This is a genomic window from Pseudoalteromonas arabiensis, from assembly GCF_001550155.1.
Lineage (GTDB): Bacteria > Pseudomonadota > Gammaproteobacteria > Enterobacterales > Alteromonadaceae > Pseudoalteromonas > Pseudoalteromonas arabiensis.
Map to the genome: position 1 here is coordinate 643,458 of NZ_LRUF01000024.1, position 15,231 is coordinate 658,688.

Here is a 15,231-nt window from a genome sequence, read left to right on the forward strand (position 1 = left end):
CTAGTAAACTTTACATATCAAGCCTTTTAGATAAAAACCTTCTGGGTAGCTGCCAGCAATAGGGTGGTCAGCTGCTTGGTTTAATCGCTCCATGATGAGCAGCTCTTTTCCTGCATCGAGGGCTGCATCAGCCACGACTTTTTGAAATAAATTCTGTTCCATTAAACCAGAGCACGAGAAAGTGAGTAATGTTCCACCTGGTTTTAGAATTTGCATCGCAATCATATTGATATCTTTATAACCACGACATGCACCGGTGAGCTGTGCTTTATTATCGGCGAATTTAGGTGGATCCATTACAATGGTATCAAATAGTTTACCTTCATCACGGTATTGGCGTAGTAACTTAAATACATCTTGCTTAACAAAGTCGACCTTATTTAGATCAAGGTTGTTATGCTCTACATTACGCTGAGCTGTATCAAGTGCAGGTTGTGATACATCAACATTGGTCACATGTTTACAGCCGCCTCGTAAGGCATAGAGCGAAAATGTGCCTGTGTAGCTAAAGCAGTTGAGAACGGTTTTATCTTTAGAAAAGCGTTCAAGGGCTGCACGGCTATCACGTTGATCTAGGTAAAAGCCTGTTTTATGACCTTCTAAAATATCTACTTCAAGCTTTAGTCCATTCTCTTCGATGAGCACAGGCTCAGTCGGGGCATTACCCCAAAGCACGCCTTTTATTGGATCTAACCCTTCTTTAGTGCGCACGTCTACATCAGAACGCTCGTAGATATCAGAACCTGGAAAAATAGCCATTAATGCCGCTACAATCTCGCCTTTATGACGCTCAGCACCAGCACTCAATAATTGGCATACTAGTACGTTATCAAATTTGTCGATGGTGATACCTGGTAGATAATCAGACTCAGCAGCACATAAACGAAAGCCTGTTAGGCCACCTTCGCTGATCACTTGCTGGCGTGCATCATAAGCACGGCGAAGACGTTTTTCGAAGAAGGCTTGGTCTATAACTTCGTGTTGGTCAAAGCTCCACACACGTGCGCGTATTTGTGATTGTGGGCTATATGCCGCTATTGCGAGAAATTTACCGTCATTATCATAAATAGTAACCGTATCGCCTAGCCCTGGTTTACCTTTTACTTTTTTAATGGCTTTAGAGAACACCCAAGGGTGCTTTCTTTTTAATGATTTTTCTCGTCCAGCTTGTAGGTAAATAGCAGATGACATAGGGATTCTCGCGTCAAATAAAAGGGGGCATAGTTTAATGAAGCACCGGCAAACATACAATGAATGTTTTGAACAAATCCTGTAACCACGGTAAAGTAAGTATAATTTCAATCAGTTAATGGTAACAGCCGCTTTATGCAGCCAAAAATAGACTTTGCAGAACTGGAAACTCAATGTCGAGATTTTATTTTATCTTTACTCCATGCCGATGTGGCACACGATATTAGCCATATTGAGCGAGTGGTGCGAGTTGCAAAACAGTTATGCATTGCTGAAAAGGCCTGTATGGAGGTTGTTCTTCCGGCTGCATGGTTACATGATTGTGTAGCGGTGGCAAAAAATCACCCTGATCGTTCAAAGGCATCGACCATGGCGGCGGATAAAGCGTTAAGCTTTCTCAGCTCGATAAATTACCCACAGCAATATTTCAATGCGATTCACCATGCTATAGCGGCACATAGTTTTAGCGCAAATATTGCTGTGCAAAGTGTTGAGGCACAAATAGTACAAGATGCAGATCGAATGGACGCACTCGGTGCTATTGGCGTTAGCCGCTGTATGAAAGTGGGCGGCTCTATTGGCCGCTATCTTTACCATAAAGATGATCCATTTTGTTTAAATCGCGAGCCAGACGATAGCAAATATACCCTAGATCACTTTTTTATAAAGCTATTACACATCAGTGAGAGCATGAATACCCCCTCAGCAAAAGATGAAGCGAATAGACGTACAGAGTATATGCAGGCCTTTTTAGAGCAGCTTAAATCAGAGATTGGAGAATGACAATGGCAGTTCCTTTGCTAAACGGGGTGGATCATTGTCACCTAAATGTTGATGATTTGGCGCAAGCGGTGACATGGTATCGAGATGTGTTGGGTTTTTCTGTGGTACCAGAGCTTGCGTTTTGGGATGAGGGAAAAGGCCCATTAACGCTTGAAGATCAAGCAAAAACGATTCGTCTCGCGCTATTTGAAGCATCAGGAAACAGTAAAGGCATTGCTTTTAGTGTAAACGCGGCGCAATTTCTAGCATGGCTTTCGCATCTATCAAAGTTCGATATTAAAACGGTCATCGCTGATCATGATGTGACTTATTCTATGTACTTTAAAGACTGTGCAGGCAACAGCCATGAAATCACCTCTCATGATTACGAGGGGATTAAAAAAGGTCTTGAATAAGACCTTTAAACCGCTTTTTAGCGAGAATAAGTATTTTTAATTTCGATGATAGAATCAATTTGACCAATAAATAAATCGATGAGTTGTGGGTCAAAGTGTTTGCCTGATTCAGCTTTTAGTAGCTCTACCGCTTTTTCAACTGGCCAAGCGTCTTTATAAGGGCGCACAGAGGTAAGTGCATCAAATACATCAGCAATACTCACTATTCGACCTTCAATACTGATCTCTTCGCCTTTTAAACCATACGGATAACCTGTTCCGTCCCATTTTTCGTGGTGCTCAAGAGCAAGCTTGTGCGCGAGTTGTAACAGGGGAGAGGGTGAGTCTTCAAGTATTTTTGCACCAATGATCGCATGTTGTTTCATATGCTCAAATTCTGTGGCATCTAAACGACCTGGCTTTAACAGTATCGAATCAGGGATACCAATTTTCCCTACATCATGCATGGGAGCTGCTTGCCTTAACTGCTCTGCTTGGTATTCGCTCATGCCATATGCTAATGCGAGGACTTTACTATAACGACTCATACGAGCAATGTGCTCACCCGTGTCGGTATCTTTATATTCGGCAGCACGACCCAGACGATTAATAAGATCAATATGCGCTAATTGAAGTTGTTCAGCTTGAATAAGTGATAAGTGTGTTTTAACGCGTGCACGCACAATTGCAGGGCTAATTGGCTTGGTGATGTAATCAACTGCACCTAACGCAAACCCTTCAGACTCGTCTTGCTCGTGTGCAAGTGCAGTCACAAAAATAACAGGAATATGTGCAGTGTGTTGATTAGACTTTAAAACCTTACATACTTCAAAACCATTCATATCAGGCATCATGATATCGAGTAAAATAAGTTTGGGTGGTTCATTTTCAATGAGTTGTAAGGCTAATTCACCCGATTTAGCAAATGACAACCTGTAATCATTGCCAAGAACTTCACGCATCACTTTTAAATTTGCAGGTTCATCGTCCACGACGAGAATTCTTTCACGTTCGGAAATGTGGCTCATGATAACTCCTCATGTTCAGTGATACTCTGTTTTAAATTCGCTAATACAGTGTTGGCTGCATCAAAGTCGAAATTATCGAAGTGTTTGCAAATGTCAGCAACGGTTTCTTTATACCTGTGCGGTGCTAGAGCGTACACTTGACTAAGTAGCTCATCATCTATTTCAGCATGCTGTGCTTGCGTCTGTAATGTGTCAATTAAAGGTAAAAAATCATCGATAGCTACTTCATCATCTAATTGATTATCAGTGTTATCATCCTTCGTTTGTTCAACCATTGCCAACAGGGTATGCCATTCTGTTTCGCATGCAGCTAATTGTGATTGAGCTTGGCTATGATCTATTGTTTTTTCTACTTGAGACAGTAAATATACTAGATTCGTTAATGTTAAGTTCCCTGCAACACCTTTTAAAGTGTGCAAAATCATTTGCCGCTCTTTTTTATCCAGTGTGGCTTCTTTTAAACGTAGAACACTGTTTTTATGGTTAGCAAGGAATGCACTTATTTCAGTATTGAGTTTTTCCTTGCTGCCCCACATTTGAATGCCTTTCGCGTAATTAATATGCTGTTTTTCTAGTTGTGTACTTTGATTTGAAATTGCCTTGATCTCAAGGCCAAGCACCTTGGCTATTTCGTGATTTACTTGTTGAATATCGACAGGTTTATTTGCAAAACCGTTCATGCCTGCTTGTTTAGCCGTTAGCTTATCTTGCTGTAAAACGCTGGCTGTGAGGGCGATTATCGGTGTCTTTTTATGCTGTTTTTGTTGTTCAATGTCGCGAATTCTTTTAGTGGCAGTGATGCCGTCACATTCAGGCATATGAATATCCATTAAAATGACATCAAAATCCTGCTGCAAAAATAGCTCAATAGCTGCTAAACCATCACTGGCAGTGGTGACGGTATGTCCTGACTGAGAGAGCAAAATATTAAGTAACTCAACATTTTGTTCTATATCATCAACAACCAGTATACGTAGTGGCGGTAGCGTAAGTTGGTTGTTACTCAGGTTATCTACTTTATCAATTTCACCTTCGCTCAGTGCTAGAGTAAAGAAGAAACAACTACCTTTTCCTTCTGAGCTAACAGCACTAATCGTTCCGCCCATAAGCTCGACGAGCTGCTTACTGATTGTTGTGCCAAGACCTGTCCCACCAAAACGACGGGTCATAGTGCCATCTGCTTGTTCAAATGGCTGAAATATTGCTTTTAGTCGGCTTTTTGCGATGCCGATACCGGTATCTTGAACCTCAAAAAACAGGTGATCATTTTGAGTTTTACTAACACTAATAGTAACAGAACCTGATTCTGTAAATTTGATAGCATTGCCTATAAGGTTGTTTAATACTTGGCGTAAACGAGCCTCATCACCTATGTACACTGGCGCAATATTGTCCGCAATTCTTAAATCAAGTAGCAGGTTTTTCCTTTTTGCCTCAAGCCAAAAGGTTGAAACTATATTGTCGAGTAGGGCTTGCAGATTGAAATGTTCGTAGTGTATGTCAAGTTTGCTTTTTTCTAGCTTGGCTGAATCGAGTACATCATTGAGTAAATGTAATAACGAACGTGCTGAGCTATTTACGGTCACAATATGTTTTTGCTGCTCTTTATTAAGTGGGCTGTCCATTAATATATCGCTAAAACCGATAATTGCGTTCATCGGTGTGCGGATCTCATGGCTCATATTTGCCATGAAAGATTGCTTGGCTTGGGCAGCGGCTTCTGCTTCATGTTTCGCTTGCATAAGGGATTCTTCATACTCATGGCGATCTGTAATGTCTACCAGTACACCATCAATCCACTTTTCATCAGCATCGGCGGTTTCGTTGATAGAGCCTTGATCTAGAACCCACACTGTTTTACCACTGCGGTGACGAATACGATATTCAACAGCGTATTGATTATTCTTAGCAATAGCCTCGGCCATTACTTCTGAAATATGAGCTTCGTCGTCTTTATTGATGATGTCTGAAAAAGTGATGGCTTGAGATACAAACTCTTGGTGGCTATAACCTGTTAAGTCCATAACTCTTGGACTTATAAACAACATACTCCAATGATCGTCTAATAAACAGCGAAAAACAGCGCCAGGTGTGTTATTCATTAATGTGCGATATTGCTGTTCTTTTTCCTCTAAACTCTTTTGTAGCGCGCGCTGCTCTGTTAAGTCGGTTATGAAGCCTACGAATAATGTTTCTGCATCAGGTTGCTTAGCTTCGCCAAGGCCCAAGCGAATTGGAAATTGGTGGCCATCTTTATGTCTTGCGCATACCTCTCGATTTACACCGATGACTTTTTTCAATTCATGATTTGCGCTGTTAGATAAAAAGCCATCATGTTGATTGGCAATGTCGTCATTGATGAGCATGTTAACATTTTTGCCTAGTACCTCTTCTTGGTTCCAACCGAAAATGCTCTCTGCCGACTTATTAAAGCTCAAGATAGTGCCTTTAATATCTATGGTGACAATACCATCTATAGCGGTACTCAATATGGCATCTAAGCGAGACTCCTCTGCTGATTTTTCAGCTAACAGCATACGATAACGGATCATACCGTTAATAATTCCGACGATAGCGGTGAGTAACACGGTTGCAAATGAAACACTCACGGCAATGAAAATCAGATGCGAGTTATCTTGGTTTTCAGAAAGGAAGGGCGAGGTTGCGACAAACCGTGTGGCAGCCATTCCCATATAATGCATTCCCGCAACGGCTAAGCCTAAAATGATGGCGCAGATGACACGGTTTTGTAATTGACTGAGACGCTTAACATGATCTCTTAAATGAAAACGAGCATACAAACCAATAAAAGAGAGTAGCACAGCAACAACGATAGAGGCAGCAAACCATAGTGGATCGTAACGAAGTAAAGGGCTTAATTCCATTGCTGCCATACCAGTGTAATGCATCGTGCCGATGCCAGCACCTAACAGTACAGAACTTATCAGTAGCTTTACGGTATGAGGAATATGACTGGCAGCTTTGTTACGTAAAAAAGACATACCCGTGTAACAGGTTAAAAAGGCAGGTACAAATGAGAAGAAGGTGAGCCCAGGGGAGTAGCTTATTTTAGTACACAGCGAAAAAGCCAGCATACCAATGAAATGCATACTCCAGATACCACCCGAGAGTATTAATGCGCTGGTTGCATTACTTAGCTTTTTATAGGAGTCAAAGCGGGTTCTGTCTGCTAGATCAATTAAGTGAAGTGAAAAATAAGCGGCAAATATAGCCGTTGCGATTGAGAGGATGACTAAACTCGGGTCATACACACCACTAATAATTAAGTTTGGATTTTGGTCAGTAATAAAAAATTTCGCTAGCATAATAACTCAATATCGCTGCATATCATTATAGTCTAATACAAATCTACATGAATTTAGAGAAAAACCTACTATGTGAGTACGTAGGTTTGATTTCATTAGCTATATTTAATTAACAGTTGTGTAGTTATAGGTCCTTTATGCGTAGAACTGAGCAGACATTAGTAGAACAAATGCACATAAACGATGTTGAAATTCAGCATCGAATGAGCCTTCTTGGCCTCACCCCGCAGAGCCTAAAGTCTTTGAGTAATTATAAAGCGGTGATTGAGTCATCAATTGAGAATATGGTTAATGAGTTTTACCAAAAACAAACCGAAGTCGACGAAATATCTTTACTGATTGGTGATGCGGATACACTGACTAGGCTAAGAGATGCACAGCGACAATACATTATTGATTTATTTTGTGGACGCTATGAACACGAGTATGTAAATAACCGACTGCGTATTGGTATGGTGCATAAACGGATTGGTGTTGAACCTAAGCTATACCTTTCGGCAGTGTGTACGCTCAAAGAAATAATTTTTGAGGTTTTGCGAACAACAATAATTGATCAAGCTGAGCTTAGTCTAACATTGCAAACAGTTGATAAATTGATTTACTTTGATACCACGCTGGTTTTCGATACTTACATTGATAGCCTTGTCGGTGAAATAGAAAATGCAAAACGTCGTACCGAGGTTTATGCTAAAGGGCTAGAAGAAAAGGTGGCACAGCGCACACAAGAGCTTGAAAAATTAGCGAAATTAGATCCTTTAACCAATTTATATAATCGTAGAGTAATGCAAGAGCTGTTACAGCGAGACCTCGCAAGAGCCAGACGACATAAACTACCTTTAACCATTGTGTATTTTGATTTAGATAACTTTAAAGCAGTAAATGATACTCAAGGCCATCTAAAAGGGGACGAAGTGCTGAAATATATAGGACAATATCTTCATGAAAATATTAGGGAAATCGATATTCCATGCCGCTATGGCGGAGATGAGTTTTGTATGATTTTACCTGACTGTGAAATACAAAATGCAATTATCATTTGCGATAAGCTAATAGCATCATTCGAAGCCCGTTATCCAGAACTTCATTTAAGTTTTGGTTTGGTTGCTGCCCCTCTCGATAGCACGGTTGATGCCGAGGAGCTAATTAATCGTGCAGACAAAAAAATGTATGAAGCAAAAAAACATCAAGGCTCGTTTATCGTTCACTAGCGCGTCATACGTTTTACAAATACCACCACAAACAATGCAAGAGAAAAGCTACCACAAAATGCTTCAATAGCCGCTATAAGTCTTGAAAGGCCAATAGGCGTGATGTCTCCATAGCCTAAGGTGGTAAAGGTAACGACACTAAAATAAATACTATTTAAAAGTGCTGATAAATTTTGTGAAAAGGAGTTATCAAAGTTTAGTTGCAAAACAGTATTGTCATAGCTCACGCCAAATAAAAAATAACAAATAGCACAACAGATTATCAGTGATAAGCTAAAGCGAATCACATTTTCAGGTTTTTCCCCATACCCACATAACATATCAATAAAGCTGGAGGTAATTTGCTTTGTAGAACCTTTGGGGTACTGTGCATGTCTCATGCGAAGTTCTTTATAAGTAAAGTTACCTGCGAGTTCAAAAAGGCCCTGATGTTCCGATGCTTTACGAAGATTTCGATAAATCTCTTCGGATTGTTCAAATAGATCATGTGCTTGACTATGTTGTTTATTTTTTCGCGCTTTAATTGCTTGCGATTCTTGTAATAACTTTTCTCCCAAATCAATATTATCGATGCGGCTATCGTTGAGTTTAACGCCAAGCAAGTTTGTGTCCTTCAAATCACAGTAATGCAGGCTCGCATTATGTAAATTTGCTTTCATGAGTGAGGCATTGGCAATTCTATTATTGAATAAATGTGCACCAGATAGGTTTGCTCGGTAAAAATTGCAGTAGGAGAGATCATAACCTTCTTCATCATCTTGCTTAATTAAGTTAAGCCCAGATAAGTTAGCTCTTTGTAATTGTAAGCCTTGTAATAACCCACCTTTTTTAGCGTAACGCTCCAATTTCTGCGTTAGTTCAAGCCCAGACTTATCAAATTTATTGTCGTGCCAAAAACAAAAGCCAGATCCCATATCAGTTTCTTGGCACTTTTTTCCTGTGGGAGAGGTATAACTACAACAGGGTTTATCAGGCATAAGAATGAAAACTTATTTGTTAGTCATATTTATAGATTAGCAGGTATTTTACAGGGTAAAATGTAATACCAAGATTTTATGCATTGAATTGGTTTATTTTTTGTTGGATTACACATTAAAACGCAGTAAACGTAGGAAAACAGTAGCGATTAAAGTAGCTCAGCAGCAGCTAACAGTCTACGCGCCGCACTTTGTACCACTAGGTGATATAGAGTCCTGGCTCGTGTCTAAAAAAGACTGGGTACAAGCACAAATTGCTAAGCAAACGTCACAAGCACAAATGCAGCAGTTGCCATTGGAAACGGGCGTAATAAACTTATTTAACCAACCGTTAGCAATTAAGCTTAATAAAGGCAAAAGTAGTCACTGGCAACAAAATGAACGCTCAAGTGAGCTGAGCTTATCAGTGTCATCACGTGTAAAGAATACAGAGAGTAAGTATTTGTCATTACTGGAAGACTTTTTACATCATAAGCTAGAGAGCTACCTTGAAATGCGTATTCACGACTACTGCTTGAAAATGCAGGAGGCCTTACCAGAACAGTTAAAAGTGCAACATTATAAACGTCGCTGGGGGAGCTGTAATCAACGTCGAGAGTTAACTTTCAACCTACACTTAGCCTGTGCGCCAACGTGGGTAATCGACTATGTAATTGTTCATGAACTTGCGCATTTAAAATATATGAATCACAGTTCTGTATTTTGGCAGCGTGTGAGTCGCTTTTACCCTGATTATAAAAAAGCAAGTCAGTGGTTAAAAGTAAACGGTAGTCAGTTACGATGGCAATGAGATAATAAAAAATAGATATAAAGAGAAGTCGTTTAGAAAAGTGGTGGAGGGAGCTGGATTCGAACCAGCGAAGGCTGAGCCGTCAGATTTACAGTCTGATCCCTTTGGCCGCTCGGGAACCCCTCCACACTAATTGTTATTGCATTTGGCCCCACTTAACTGAGCGTAGAAAAGTGGTGGAGGGAGCTGGATTCGAACCAGCGAAGGCTGAGCCGTCAGATTTACAGTCTGATCCCTTTGGCCGCTCGGGAACCCCTCCAATGCAACGGCGCTGATAATAGCAAACTGATTATTTAAGTAAAGAAAAAAACTAAAGAAAAATGGATTAATGCCGATAACTGGTTAATCTTGAAACTATTCGGCTAAAGTCTATGCAAATTGATGGTTTGTTACTCAATGAGAGTCAACTTGATAATCGTCTTAATAAAAGTGTTCATGAGCAACGCAGTGGAGAATTTGCTTTACTATTGGCAATGCTCTCTCATGATGTGCTCGACTTTAGTCAGTTTCACCTCCCAAAATCAGAGTTAGCTAACACCCAAATATCTGAGCAAGCGCTACGTAATGAATTAGGGGCGGGACCAAAGCAAGCATTAGCACCAGAGCAATTTGACATGCTAATTGGCGAGCAAAATGCTTTCCGTCTTCTAAGTGGTGGGCTTACAGATATACGTTTACGTCAATGTTTAAACCCAGAACCACTGACAATTCGTGATGATAAATGCCATGTGCCGTTAAATGTCATTGATAATTGCGAACCTGCTGTTAGAAAGCGTTATTACACTAATAATAGTGTTACAGAGCGACCACAAATGGACGCAGCGGCTTTTTATGATGGCTTAAAAGACGAATCAATTCATCAGCCTTTGTATTTAGCGACAGCTTAAACAATTAATTCAATTGTCATAACTTTCTTGTACGCTACAATAGGTAATATAGGTAAATTCCAACGTATTATTAAAAACTACAGCTAATTTTAAATGTGCTTGTTATAATACGACCTAGTGGCTTCATGCCATGACTATTGAATCAAGTTATTAGGACCATAATGAAAAAAACATTCACGCTTAACCATGAGAAAATCAAATATCCTCGTATGGTTGATGCAGCCAAACATGAAGTAAAAAAATACTTAAAACGTGAACGCAACAAAACACTTCCTGAAGGGGCTGATTATTGGGCGTTTGACTGTAAGTTTGGCGAATCTGCAGAAGATGCTCAGGTTGTGCATGTGGCAGAGATCAACAAATGCATTAGCGATATTGAAGCCAAAGGACTTATGACGTTTTATGTTGAAATCTTAGCGCGTCCTGCACAGCGACAATTACAAGAGTTTGACGAAGAGTAAACGTCAAACGAGCGAATCTAAGAGTGGGCCTTATGGCCCATTTTTATTGCCTAGCTATGGATTAGTATGCGCTGTTTTTTATTACTGCTCGTTATTTGCGGATGCCAAGTCCAAGCAAATACGATTTATGATGAGCTTCCTAGTAGCTTCAATAGCAATGAGCATTATGTTTTTTATTCTCATGGTTACATCGTCGAAGGTGAGCACATTCGTCCACGCCATCCAAAATATGGCACTTATGATTTTCCTGCAATTAAAAAAGCACTAGCAGATCCAGCCTATAACTTAATTGCATACCACCGAAAAAAAGGCACGGCCCCATTTTTATTTGCTAAAAAGTTAGCTGCTGATGTCGACATCTTATTAAAGGCAGGTGTTCCTGAGTCGCATATTAGTCTAGTTGGTTTTTCACGGGGTGGGGCATTATCGATACTGGCAGCCAATGAACTTAAACGCACAAATATCAACTTAATTATATTAGCAGGTTGTGCCAGTTTAATTAAAAAGCATCCATCAGTTAGGGCATACGGTAAGGTTTACTCAATCTTTGAGCGTTCAGATCAGGTTGGCTCTTGCCAATTTTTAATTGATAGGAGTGAAGCCACTAAGTTCAAAGAAATAAGCATTAATACAGGACTCTCTCATGGCGCATTTTATAAGCCAAAAGATGAGTGGGTGTTACCCGTTAAGAAATGGCTAAAGGATTAACGATGCCTAATATACTTTTTATTTTGATGTTCTGTATTTTTGGGACAAGCTTTACCACTTGGGCTGAACCCTATACTTTGCCGCGCACTAATACAGTTTTGCTAAAAGATAAACATACAGAAAACGAATACCCCATTACTATCAAACTGCCACGTAGCTATCAAAAGCAAAACCAGAAACGTTACCCAGTGGTTTATCTGTTAGATGCCAATTACAGTTTACCCATAGCCTCAGGTGCTAGCCGTTTTATGATGAATTCAGGCTCCATTGAGGAAGTAATTCTTGTTGCCGTTGGTTATCAAAAGGGCATATCTGGGCTAAATAGCCGAATTCATGATTACACACCGTTTGTTGATAAGACATGGAAACGTGCTACAGGGGGCGCTAAGCAACATTTAAATTACTTAAAACAGACTGTTATCCCTTATATTAACACGCATTATCGCACTGGCACGCAAAAGACGCTTGTCGGTAACTCGTTAGGGGGCCTGTTTGCTGCTTATACCTTATTTACCGAGCCGACGCTTTTTTCAAGCTATATAATTGGCAGTCCATCAGTGTGGTTTAAAGAAAACTCAATATTAGCTATGACTGTACAACCAGCTACCAACACAACAAAAGTTTACATCGCAGTGGGTGAGCTTGAAGAGAGTGAAGGTGAAAAAATGGTTTCTGGTACTAAGCAATTAGTAGATAAAATTAATAAGCAAAGTGGCGAACACGTGATGACAAATTTATTTGTTATTCCACATGCCCACCACGCAACGGCTTTCCCTACAACGGCCAGTCAAGGTTTAGATTGGCTATATAAAAAGTGAATAGCCGTGATTTAAATTGCGTGACACTTTTTATATTTTTTGCCGCTACCACAAGGGCATTCATCATTACGGCCAATTTTAATATCTGCAACGGGCGTTATATCACCATCTAGGTAACGCCACAGGCCATTTTCTTTAATAAAACGCGATTTCTCGTGTAACTCACAATACAAGTTTTGGTAAAAGTAATTTGCTTTAAATTCTACAAAACCTTCTTGCTCGTTATATTCAGTATCTAAAACGCTTAGTTTGGTAAAACGACAGCTATTAGCAAAATCTTTGATTTCGCGAACCGAGTTAGCGGCTTGTTGGCTTTGTGCATAGGTACTAAATACATATTTTGCATCTTTTAGCGCGTAAGCACTAAAACGAGAACGCATAAGTTGCTGTGGAGTATCAGCTTGGCTTGCGCCTGTATGAAATGGCTGGCAGCAAAGCTCGTAAGTCAATTCGCTGCCACAAGGACAAAGGGAGTGTGTGAGTGATGTCATAACAACTTACCTAAAACTATAAATTGTTATTTTAACAAGCCTATTGTGGCTGGGGTACTAAATTGTTTAATTGGGCGCTTTTTGTAAAACAATAAAACTTAGCAGATGCCTGCTCAAGGTTTAAATTCATAGCATCTAGTTGGTGGTTGTTTACAATATCTGTCCATGTGATCACAGCAGCAAAGTTACCGTTATGTAATGCTGAGCTAAGTACGTACTCAAGGTTAACTAAATGCTTTTGTCTGATCACAAGTAGTTTGCTGGTATCAATCGAACACGAATCTAATAATGCTTTGCTAGGAACATGATCAGGGGCAATTAATAGTGTCCATGCATTTTGGCTATTGTAATGATGCAATACTTTTAATAGCTCAAAGGTTGCTGATATTTCGTCTTCAATTTGAATTAAATTAACAGACGCTTTGTCGTTATCTTGTTGGTAGCTTTTAACTGTTCTTAATGTAATTGGCTGTAACATAACTTTCACTCACTGGTTGTTTATACAGTATGTGTATACAGTAGTTTATACAGTGTTTTTGCGCAAGTACTTTTTTGCTATTTTTTAACCAATAGTTCAGTTTTATTTTAATTAAAAATATTTAGTTGTTATTAAACAATTGGTTATGGTTTTGTTTTGAAGGTTGAAAAAGGTGAGAAATTTACCACTAAAGCTATACAGTGTTTTGCACAGTACTGTATGAACTACTAAATTTTGCTTATATACAGGTATTTTGCATAAAAAAGCCGGTATAAAACCTAATGCCGATCAGTTAAGAATATTTTCATGATCGGTTGACCGATCTTTTAAAGGCTTCAAAATCCGATATCAGAAACTGATATCGGATTTTTTTATGTCTTTACTCACAAACCTCGATGAAACATTTAGTCATGCGGAAGACTTGAAGGCTGTCGATAAGCTTATGTCTTTTGTCGACCCTGAACTTCTTCAGCAAGCCTATACACTATCGGGCGTAGCAACTATCAGACGTCGCCGGTTACCTCTGGATTCGGTCGTATTTACTATCGTGGGTATGAGTCTTTTTCGTAATGACCCTGTCTGGGACATCGCAAATAAACTTGATATCTCATTACCAGGTAAAAATCGATTTGTTGCCCCCAGTGCGGTAGTTCAAGCTCGGCAACGACTAGGTGATGAAGCTGTCGGTCACGTCTTTAAGCTGATGGCACAACGGGCCTTTGGTGATTTTGCCTTTGAACAGTGGTGTGGTTTAAATGTGTTAGCAGTTGATGGCGTGATGTTTCGTGCTCAGGATACCGGTGAGAACCTTACTGCATTCGGTTGTGACCGTAATGCTAAAGGCGATAATCCGTATCCACAGGTACGCATGTGTAGTCTGATGGAAACCTCCAGCCACCTTCTACTGGCCAGTGAGTTTGACAGTCGGGATGTGGGGGAGATGTCTCTTGCGCAGCGGCTTATTCCTTCGGTTCCCAATAACTCTCTGACTCTTTTCGACAGAGGATATTATTCGCTGGGGTTATTGTACTTATGGATGACTAAAGGCGTTAATACGCACTGGATGCTCCCTGCCCGTAAAGATCTACAGTACACAGTAAAACACCGACTAAGCGAACATGATGCTGTTATCACTCTCAAGACTTCGCCTCAGGCTCGGAAAAAATTTGATGGTCTACCAGAAACCATCGACGCGAGGCTAACCAGTTACAAAGTAGACGGGAAAAGCTACCATGTGCTCAGTTCAATGGTCGATGTATTGCAGTTTCCCTACGAAGAAGTTGTTGATGTGTACGTTCAACGCTGGGAAATAGAGCTAGGGTTCAGGGAAATGAAACAGACGCTAAATCAGGCCAAGCTAACACTTCGTAGCAAGAAACCTGAGATGGTACGACAGGAGCTCTGGGGACTACTACTGGCCTACAACCTGATTCGGATGATTATGCTGGATGCCGTTAAAGATATGCCTGAGCTATCCCCATCGCGGCTTAGCTTCGGCCTCTGCATGAGACACATCATCGTGTTCTTCCTAACCACTTTACCGGAAACAGTAACCAAGTTGCCCGTTCACTATGAATACCTGATGGAATCGTTAAGGATGATGAAATTACCTGACAAACGGCCTGATAGGTATTACCCAAGAGTTGTGAGGAAAAGACCGACTAAATACCCCACAAAGAAAAAAGCCAGTCAGCTTAACTGACTGGCATTA

15 protein-coding genes and 2 tRNA genes are annotated in these 15,231 nt (G+C 40.2%); 9 read left to right on the forward strand and 8 right to left on the reverse strand.

Going from position 1 to position 15,231, the window contains the following annotated elements; all coding sequences use genetic code 11:
- Window positions 1-1,191, reverse strand: coding sequence for a class I SAM-dependent methyltransferase (locus PAARA_RS16140; protein ID WP_062570007.1), 1,191 nt, complete (start codon window positions 1,189-1,191; stop codon window positions 1-3).
- A gap of 135 nt (window positions 1,192-1,326) precedes the next feature.
- On the opposite strand from PAARA_RS16140, the gene PAARA_RS16145 reads away from it, so the two are divergent.
- Window positions 1,327-1,974, forward strand: a complete 648-nt coding sequence (locus PAARA_RS16145) for an HD domain-containing protein (protein WP_062570008.1) — start codon at window positions 1,327-1,329, stop codon at window positions 1,972-1,974.
- A gap of 2 nt (window positions 1,975-1,976) precedes the next feature.
- The gene (locus PAARA_RS16150) at window positions 1,977-2,369 is read left to right on the forward strand and encodes a VOC family protein (protein ID WP_062570009.1); all 393 of its coding nucleotides are present in this window, start codon (window positions 1,977-1,979) and stop codon (window positions 2,367-2,369) included.
- A 17-nt stretch (window positions 2,370-2,386) separates the two neighbouring features.
- Here the strand turns inward: PAARA_RS16150 and PAARA_RS16155 are convergent, their stop codons facing one another.
- Both PAARA_RS16155 and PAARA_RS16160 read right to left on the reverse strand, forming a co-directional pair.
- Window positions 2,387-3,376, reverse strand: coding sequence for a response regulator (locus PAARA_RS16155; RefSeq protein ID WP_062570010.1), 990 nt, complete (start codon window positions 3,374-3,376; stop codon window positions 2,387-2,389).
- Complete coding sequence (locus PAARA_RS16160; protein ID WP_062570011.1) at window positions 3,373-6,702, reverse strand: PAS domain S-box protein; 3,330 nt, start codon at window positions 6,700-6,702, stop codon at window positions 3,373-3,375. The genes PAARA_RS16155 and PAARA_RS16160 overlap by 4 nt, the downstream gene beginning before the upstream one ends.
- Window positions 6,703-6,839: 137 nt before the next feature.
- On the opposite strand from PAARA_RS16160, the gene PAARA_RS16165 reads away from it, so the two are divergent.
- Complete coding sequence (locus PAARA_RS16165) at window positions 6,840-7,910, forward strand: GGDEF domain-containing protein (protein ID WP_062570012.1); 1,071 nt, start codon at window positions 6,840-6,842, stop codon at window positions 7,908-7,910.
- On the opposite strand, the gene PAARA_RS16170 is transcribed toward PAARA_RS16165, so the two are convergent.
- Window positions 7,907-8,887: an ion channel gene (locus PAARA_RS16170; RefSeq protein ID WP_062570013.1), complete on the reverse strand. Its 981-nt coding sequence runs from the start codon at window positions 8,885-8,887 to the stop codon at window positions 7,907-7,909. The genes PAARA_RS16165 and PAARA_RS16170 overlap by 4 nt on opposite strands.
- A gap of 103 nt (window positions 8,888-8,990) precedes the next feature.
- Between PAARA_RS16170 and PAARA_RS16175 the strand changes: the two genes are divergently transcribed.
- On the forward strand, window positions 8,991-9,677 hold the full coding sequence (locus tag PAARA_RS16175) for a M48 family metallopeptidase (RefSeq protein ID WP_062570014.1): 687 nt from the start codon (window positions 8,991-8,993) through the stop codon (window positions 9,675-9,677).
- A 41-nt stretch (window positions 9,678-9,718) separates the two neighbouring features.
- Here PAARA_RS16175 and PAARA_RS16180 read toward each other — a convergent pair.
- Together PAARA_RS16180 and PAARA_RS16185 are read right to left on the reverse strand one after the other, a co-directional pair.
- A tRNA-Tyr gene (locus tag PAARA_RS16180) sits at window positions 9,719-9,803 on the reverse strand.
- Window positions 9,804-9,851: 48 nt separating this feature from the next.
- Window positions 9,852-9,936, reverse strand: a tRNA-Tyr gene (locus PAARA_RS16185).
- Window positions 9,937-10,048: 112 nt separating this feature from the next.
- On the opposite strand from PAARA_RS16185, the gene PAARA_RS16190 reads away from it, so the two are divergent.
- From PAARA_RS16190 to PAARA_RS16205, 4 genes are all read left to right on the forward strand, one after another.
- Entirely contained in the window at window positions 10,049-10,564 is a 516-nt protein-coding gene (locus PAARA_RS16190) for a VC2046/SO_2500 family protein (protein WP_062570015.1), read from the forward strand.
- Window positions 10,565-10,725: 161 nt separating this feature from the next.
- Entirely contained in the window at window positions 10,726-11,025 is a 300-nt protein-coding gene (locus PAARA_RS16195; RefSeq protein ID WP_062570016.1) for a DUF6172 family protein, read from the forward strand.
- 66 nt (window positions 11,026-11,091) lie between these two features.
- On the forward strand, window positions 11,092-11,733 hold the full coding sequence (locus PAARA_RS16200) for an esterase (protein ID WP_062570017.1): 642 nt from the start codon (window positions 11,092-11,094) through the stop codon (window positions 11,731-11,733).
- 2 nt (window positions 11,734-11,735) lie between these two features.
- Window positions 11,736-12,551: an alpha/beta hydrolase gene (locus PAARA_RS16205; protein WP_062570018.1), complete on the forward strand. Its 816-nt coding sequence runs from the start codon at window positions 11,736-11,738 to the stop codon at window positions 12,549-12,551.
- Between the two features lie 11 nt (window positions 12,552-12,562).
- Here the strand turns inward: PAARA_RS16205 and PAARA_RS16210 are convergent, their stop codons facing one another.
- Both PAARA_RS16210 and PAARA_RS16215 read right to left on the reverse strand, forming a co-directional pair.
- Window positions 12,563-13,042, reverse strand: coding sequence for a YchJ family protein (locus tag PAARA_RS16210; RefSeq protein WP_062570019.1), 480 nt, complete (start codon window positions 13,040-13,042; stop codon window positions 12,563-12,565).
- A gap of 40 nt (window positions 13,043-13,082) precedes the next feature.
- Entirely contained in the window at window positions 13,083-13,520 is a 438-nt protein-coding gene (locus PAARA_RS16215) for a SulA-like leucine-rich domain-containing protein (RefSeq protein WP_062570020.1), read from the reverse strand.
- A 373-nt stretch (window positions 13,521-13,893) separates the two neighbouring features.
- Here PAARA_RS16215 and PAARA_RS16220 point away from each other — a divergent pair, with 373 nt between their 5' ends.
- A complete protein-coding gene (locus tag PAARA_RS16220) occupies window positions 13,894-15,222 on the forward strand; it encodes an IS4 family transposase (protein ID WP_062567086.1) in 1,329 nt (442 codons plus the stop codon).
- The last annotated feature ends 9 nt before the right edge of the window (window positions 15,223-15,231 follow it).

What these genes read in the sequence shown, in the direction of transcription:
- PAARA_RS16140 (WP_062570007.1), bottom strand. Translation starts at nt 1,191, where the DNA reads ATGTCATCTGCTATTTACCTACAAGCTGGACGAGAAAAATCATTAAAA.
- PAARA_RS16145 (WP_062570008.1), top strand. Translation starts at nt 1,327, where the DNA reads ATGCAGCCAAAAATAGACTTTGCAGAACTGGAAACTCAATGTCGAGAT.
- PAARA_RS16150 (WP_062570009.1), top strand. Translation starts at nt 1,977, where the DNA reads ATGGCAGTTCCTTTGCTAAACGGGGTGGATCATTGTCACCTAAATGTT.
- PAARA_RS16155 (WP_062570010.1), bottom strand. Translation starts at nt 3,376, where the DNA reads ATGAGCCACATTTCCGAACGTGAAAGAATTCTCGTCGTGGACGATGAA.
- PAARA_RS16160 (WP_062570011.1), bottom strand. Translation starts at nt 6,702, where the DNA reads ATGCTAGCGAAATTTTTTATTACTGACCAAAATCCAAACTTAATTATT.
- PAARA_RS16165 (WP_062570012.1), top strand. Translation starts at nt 6,840, where the DNA reads ATGCGTAGAACTGAGCAGACATTAGTAGAACAAATGCACATAAACGAT.
- PAARA_RS16170 (WP_062570013.1), bottom strand. Translation starts at nt 8,887, where the DNA reads ATGCCTGATAAACCCTGTTGTAGTTATACCTCTCCCACAGGAAAAAAG.
- PAARA_RS16190 (WP_062570015.1), top strand. Translation starts at nt 10,049, where the DNA reads ATGCAAATTGATGGTTTGTTACTCAATGAGAGTCAACTTGATAATCGT.
- PAARA_RS16195 (WP_062570016.1), top strand. Translation starts at nt 10,726, where the DNA reads ATGAAAAAAACATTCACGCTTAACCATGAGAAAATCAAATATCCTCGT.
- PAARA_RS16200 (WP_062570017.1), top strand. Translation starts at nt 11,092, where the DNA reads ATGCGCTGTTTTTTATTACTGCTCGTTATTTGCGGATGCCAAGTCCAA.
- PAARA_RS16205 (WP_062570018.1), top strand. Translation starts at nt 11,736, where the DNA reads ATGCCTAATATACTTTTTATTTTGATGTTCTGTATTTTTGGGACAAGC.
- PAARA_RS16210 (WP_062570019.1), bottom strand. Translation starts at nt 13,042, where the DNA reads ATGACATCACTCACACACTCCCTTTGTCCTTGTGGCAGCGAATTGACT.
- PAARA_RS16215 (WP_062570020.1), bottom strand. Translation starts at nt 13,520, where the DNA reads ATGTTACAGCCAATTACATTAAGAACAGTTAAAAGCTACCAACAAGAT.
- PAARA_RS16220 (WP_062567086.1), top strand. Translation starts at nt 13,894, where the DNA reads ATGTCTTTACTCACAAACCTCGATGAAACATTTAGTCATGCGGAAGAC.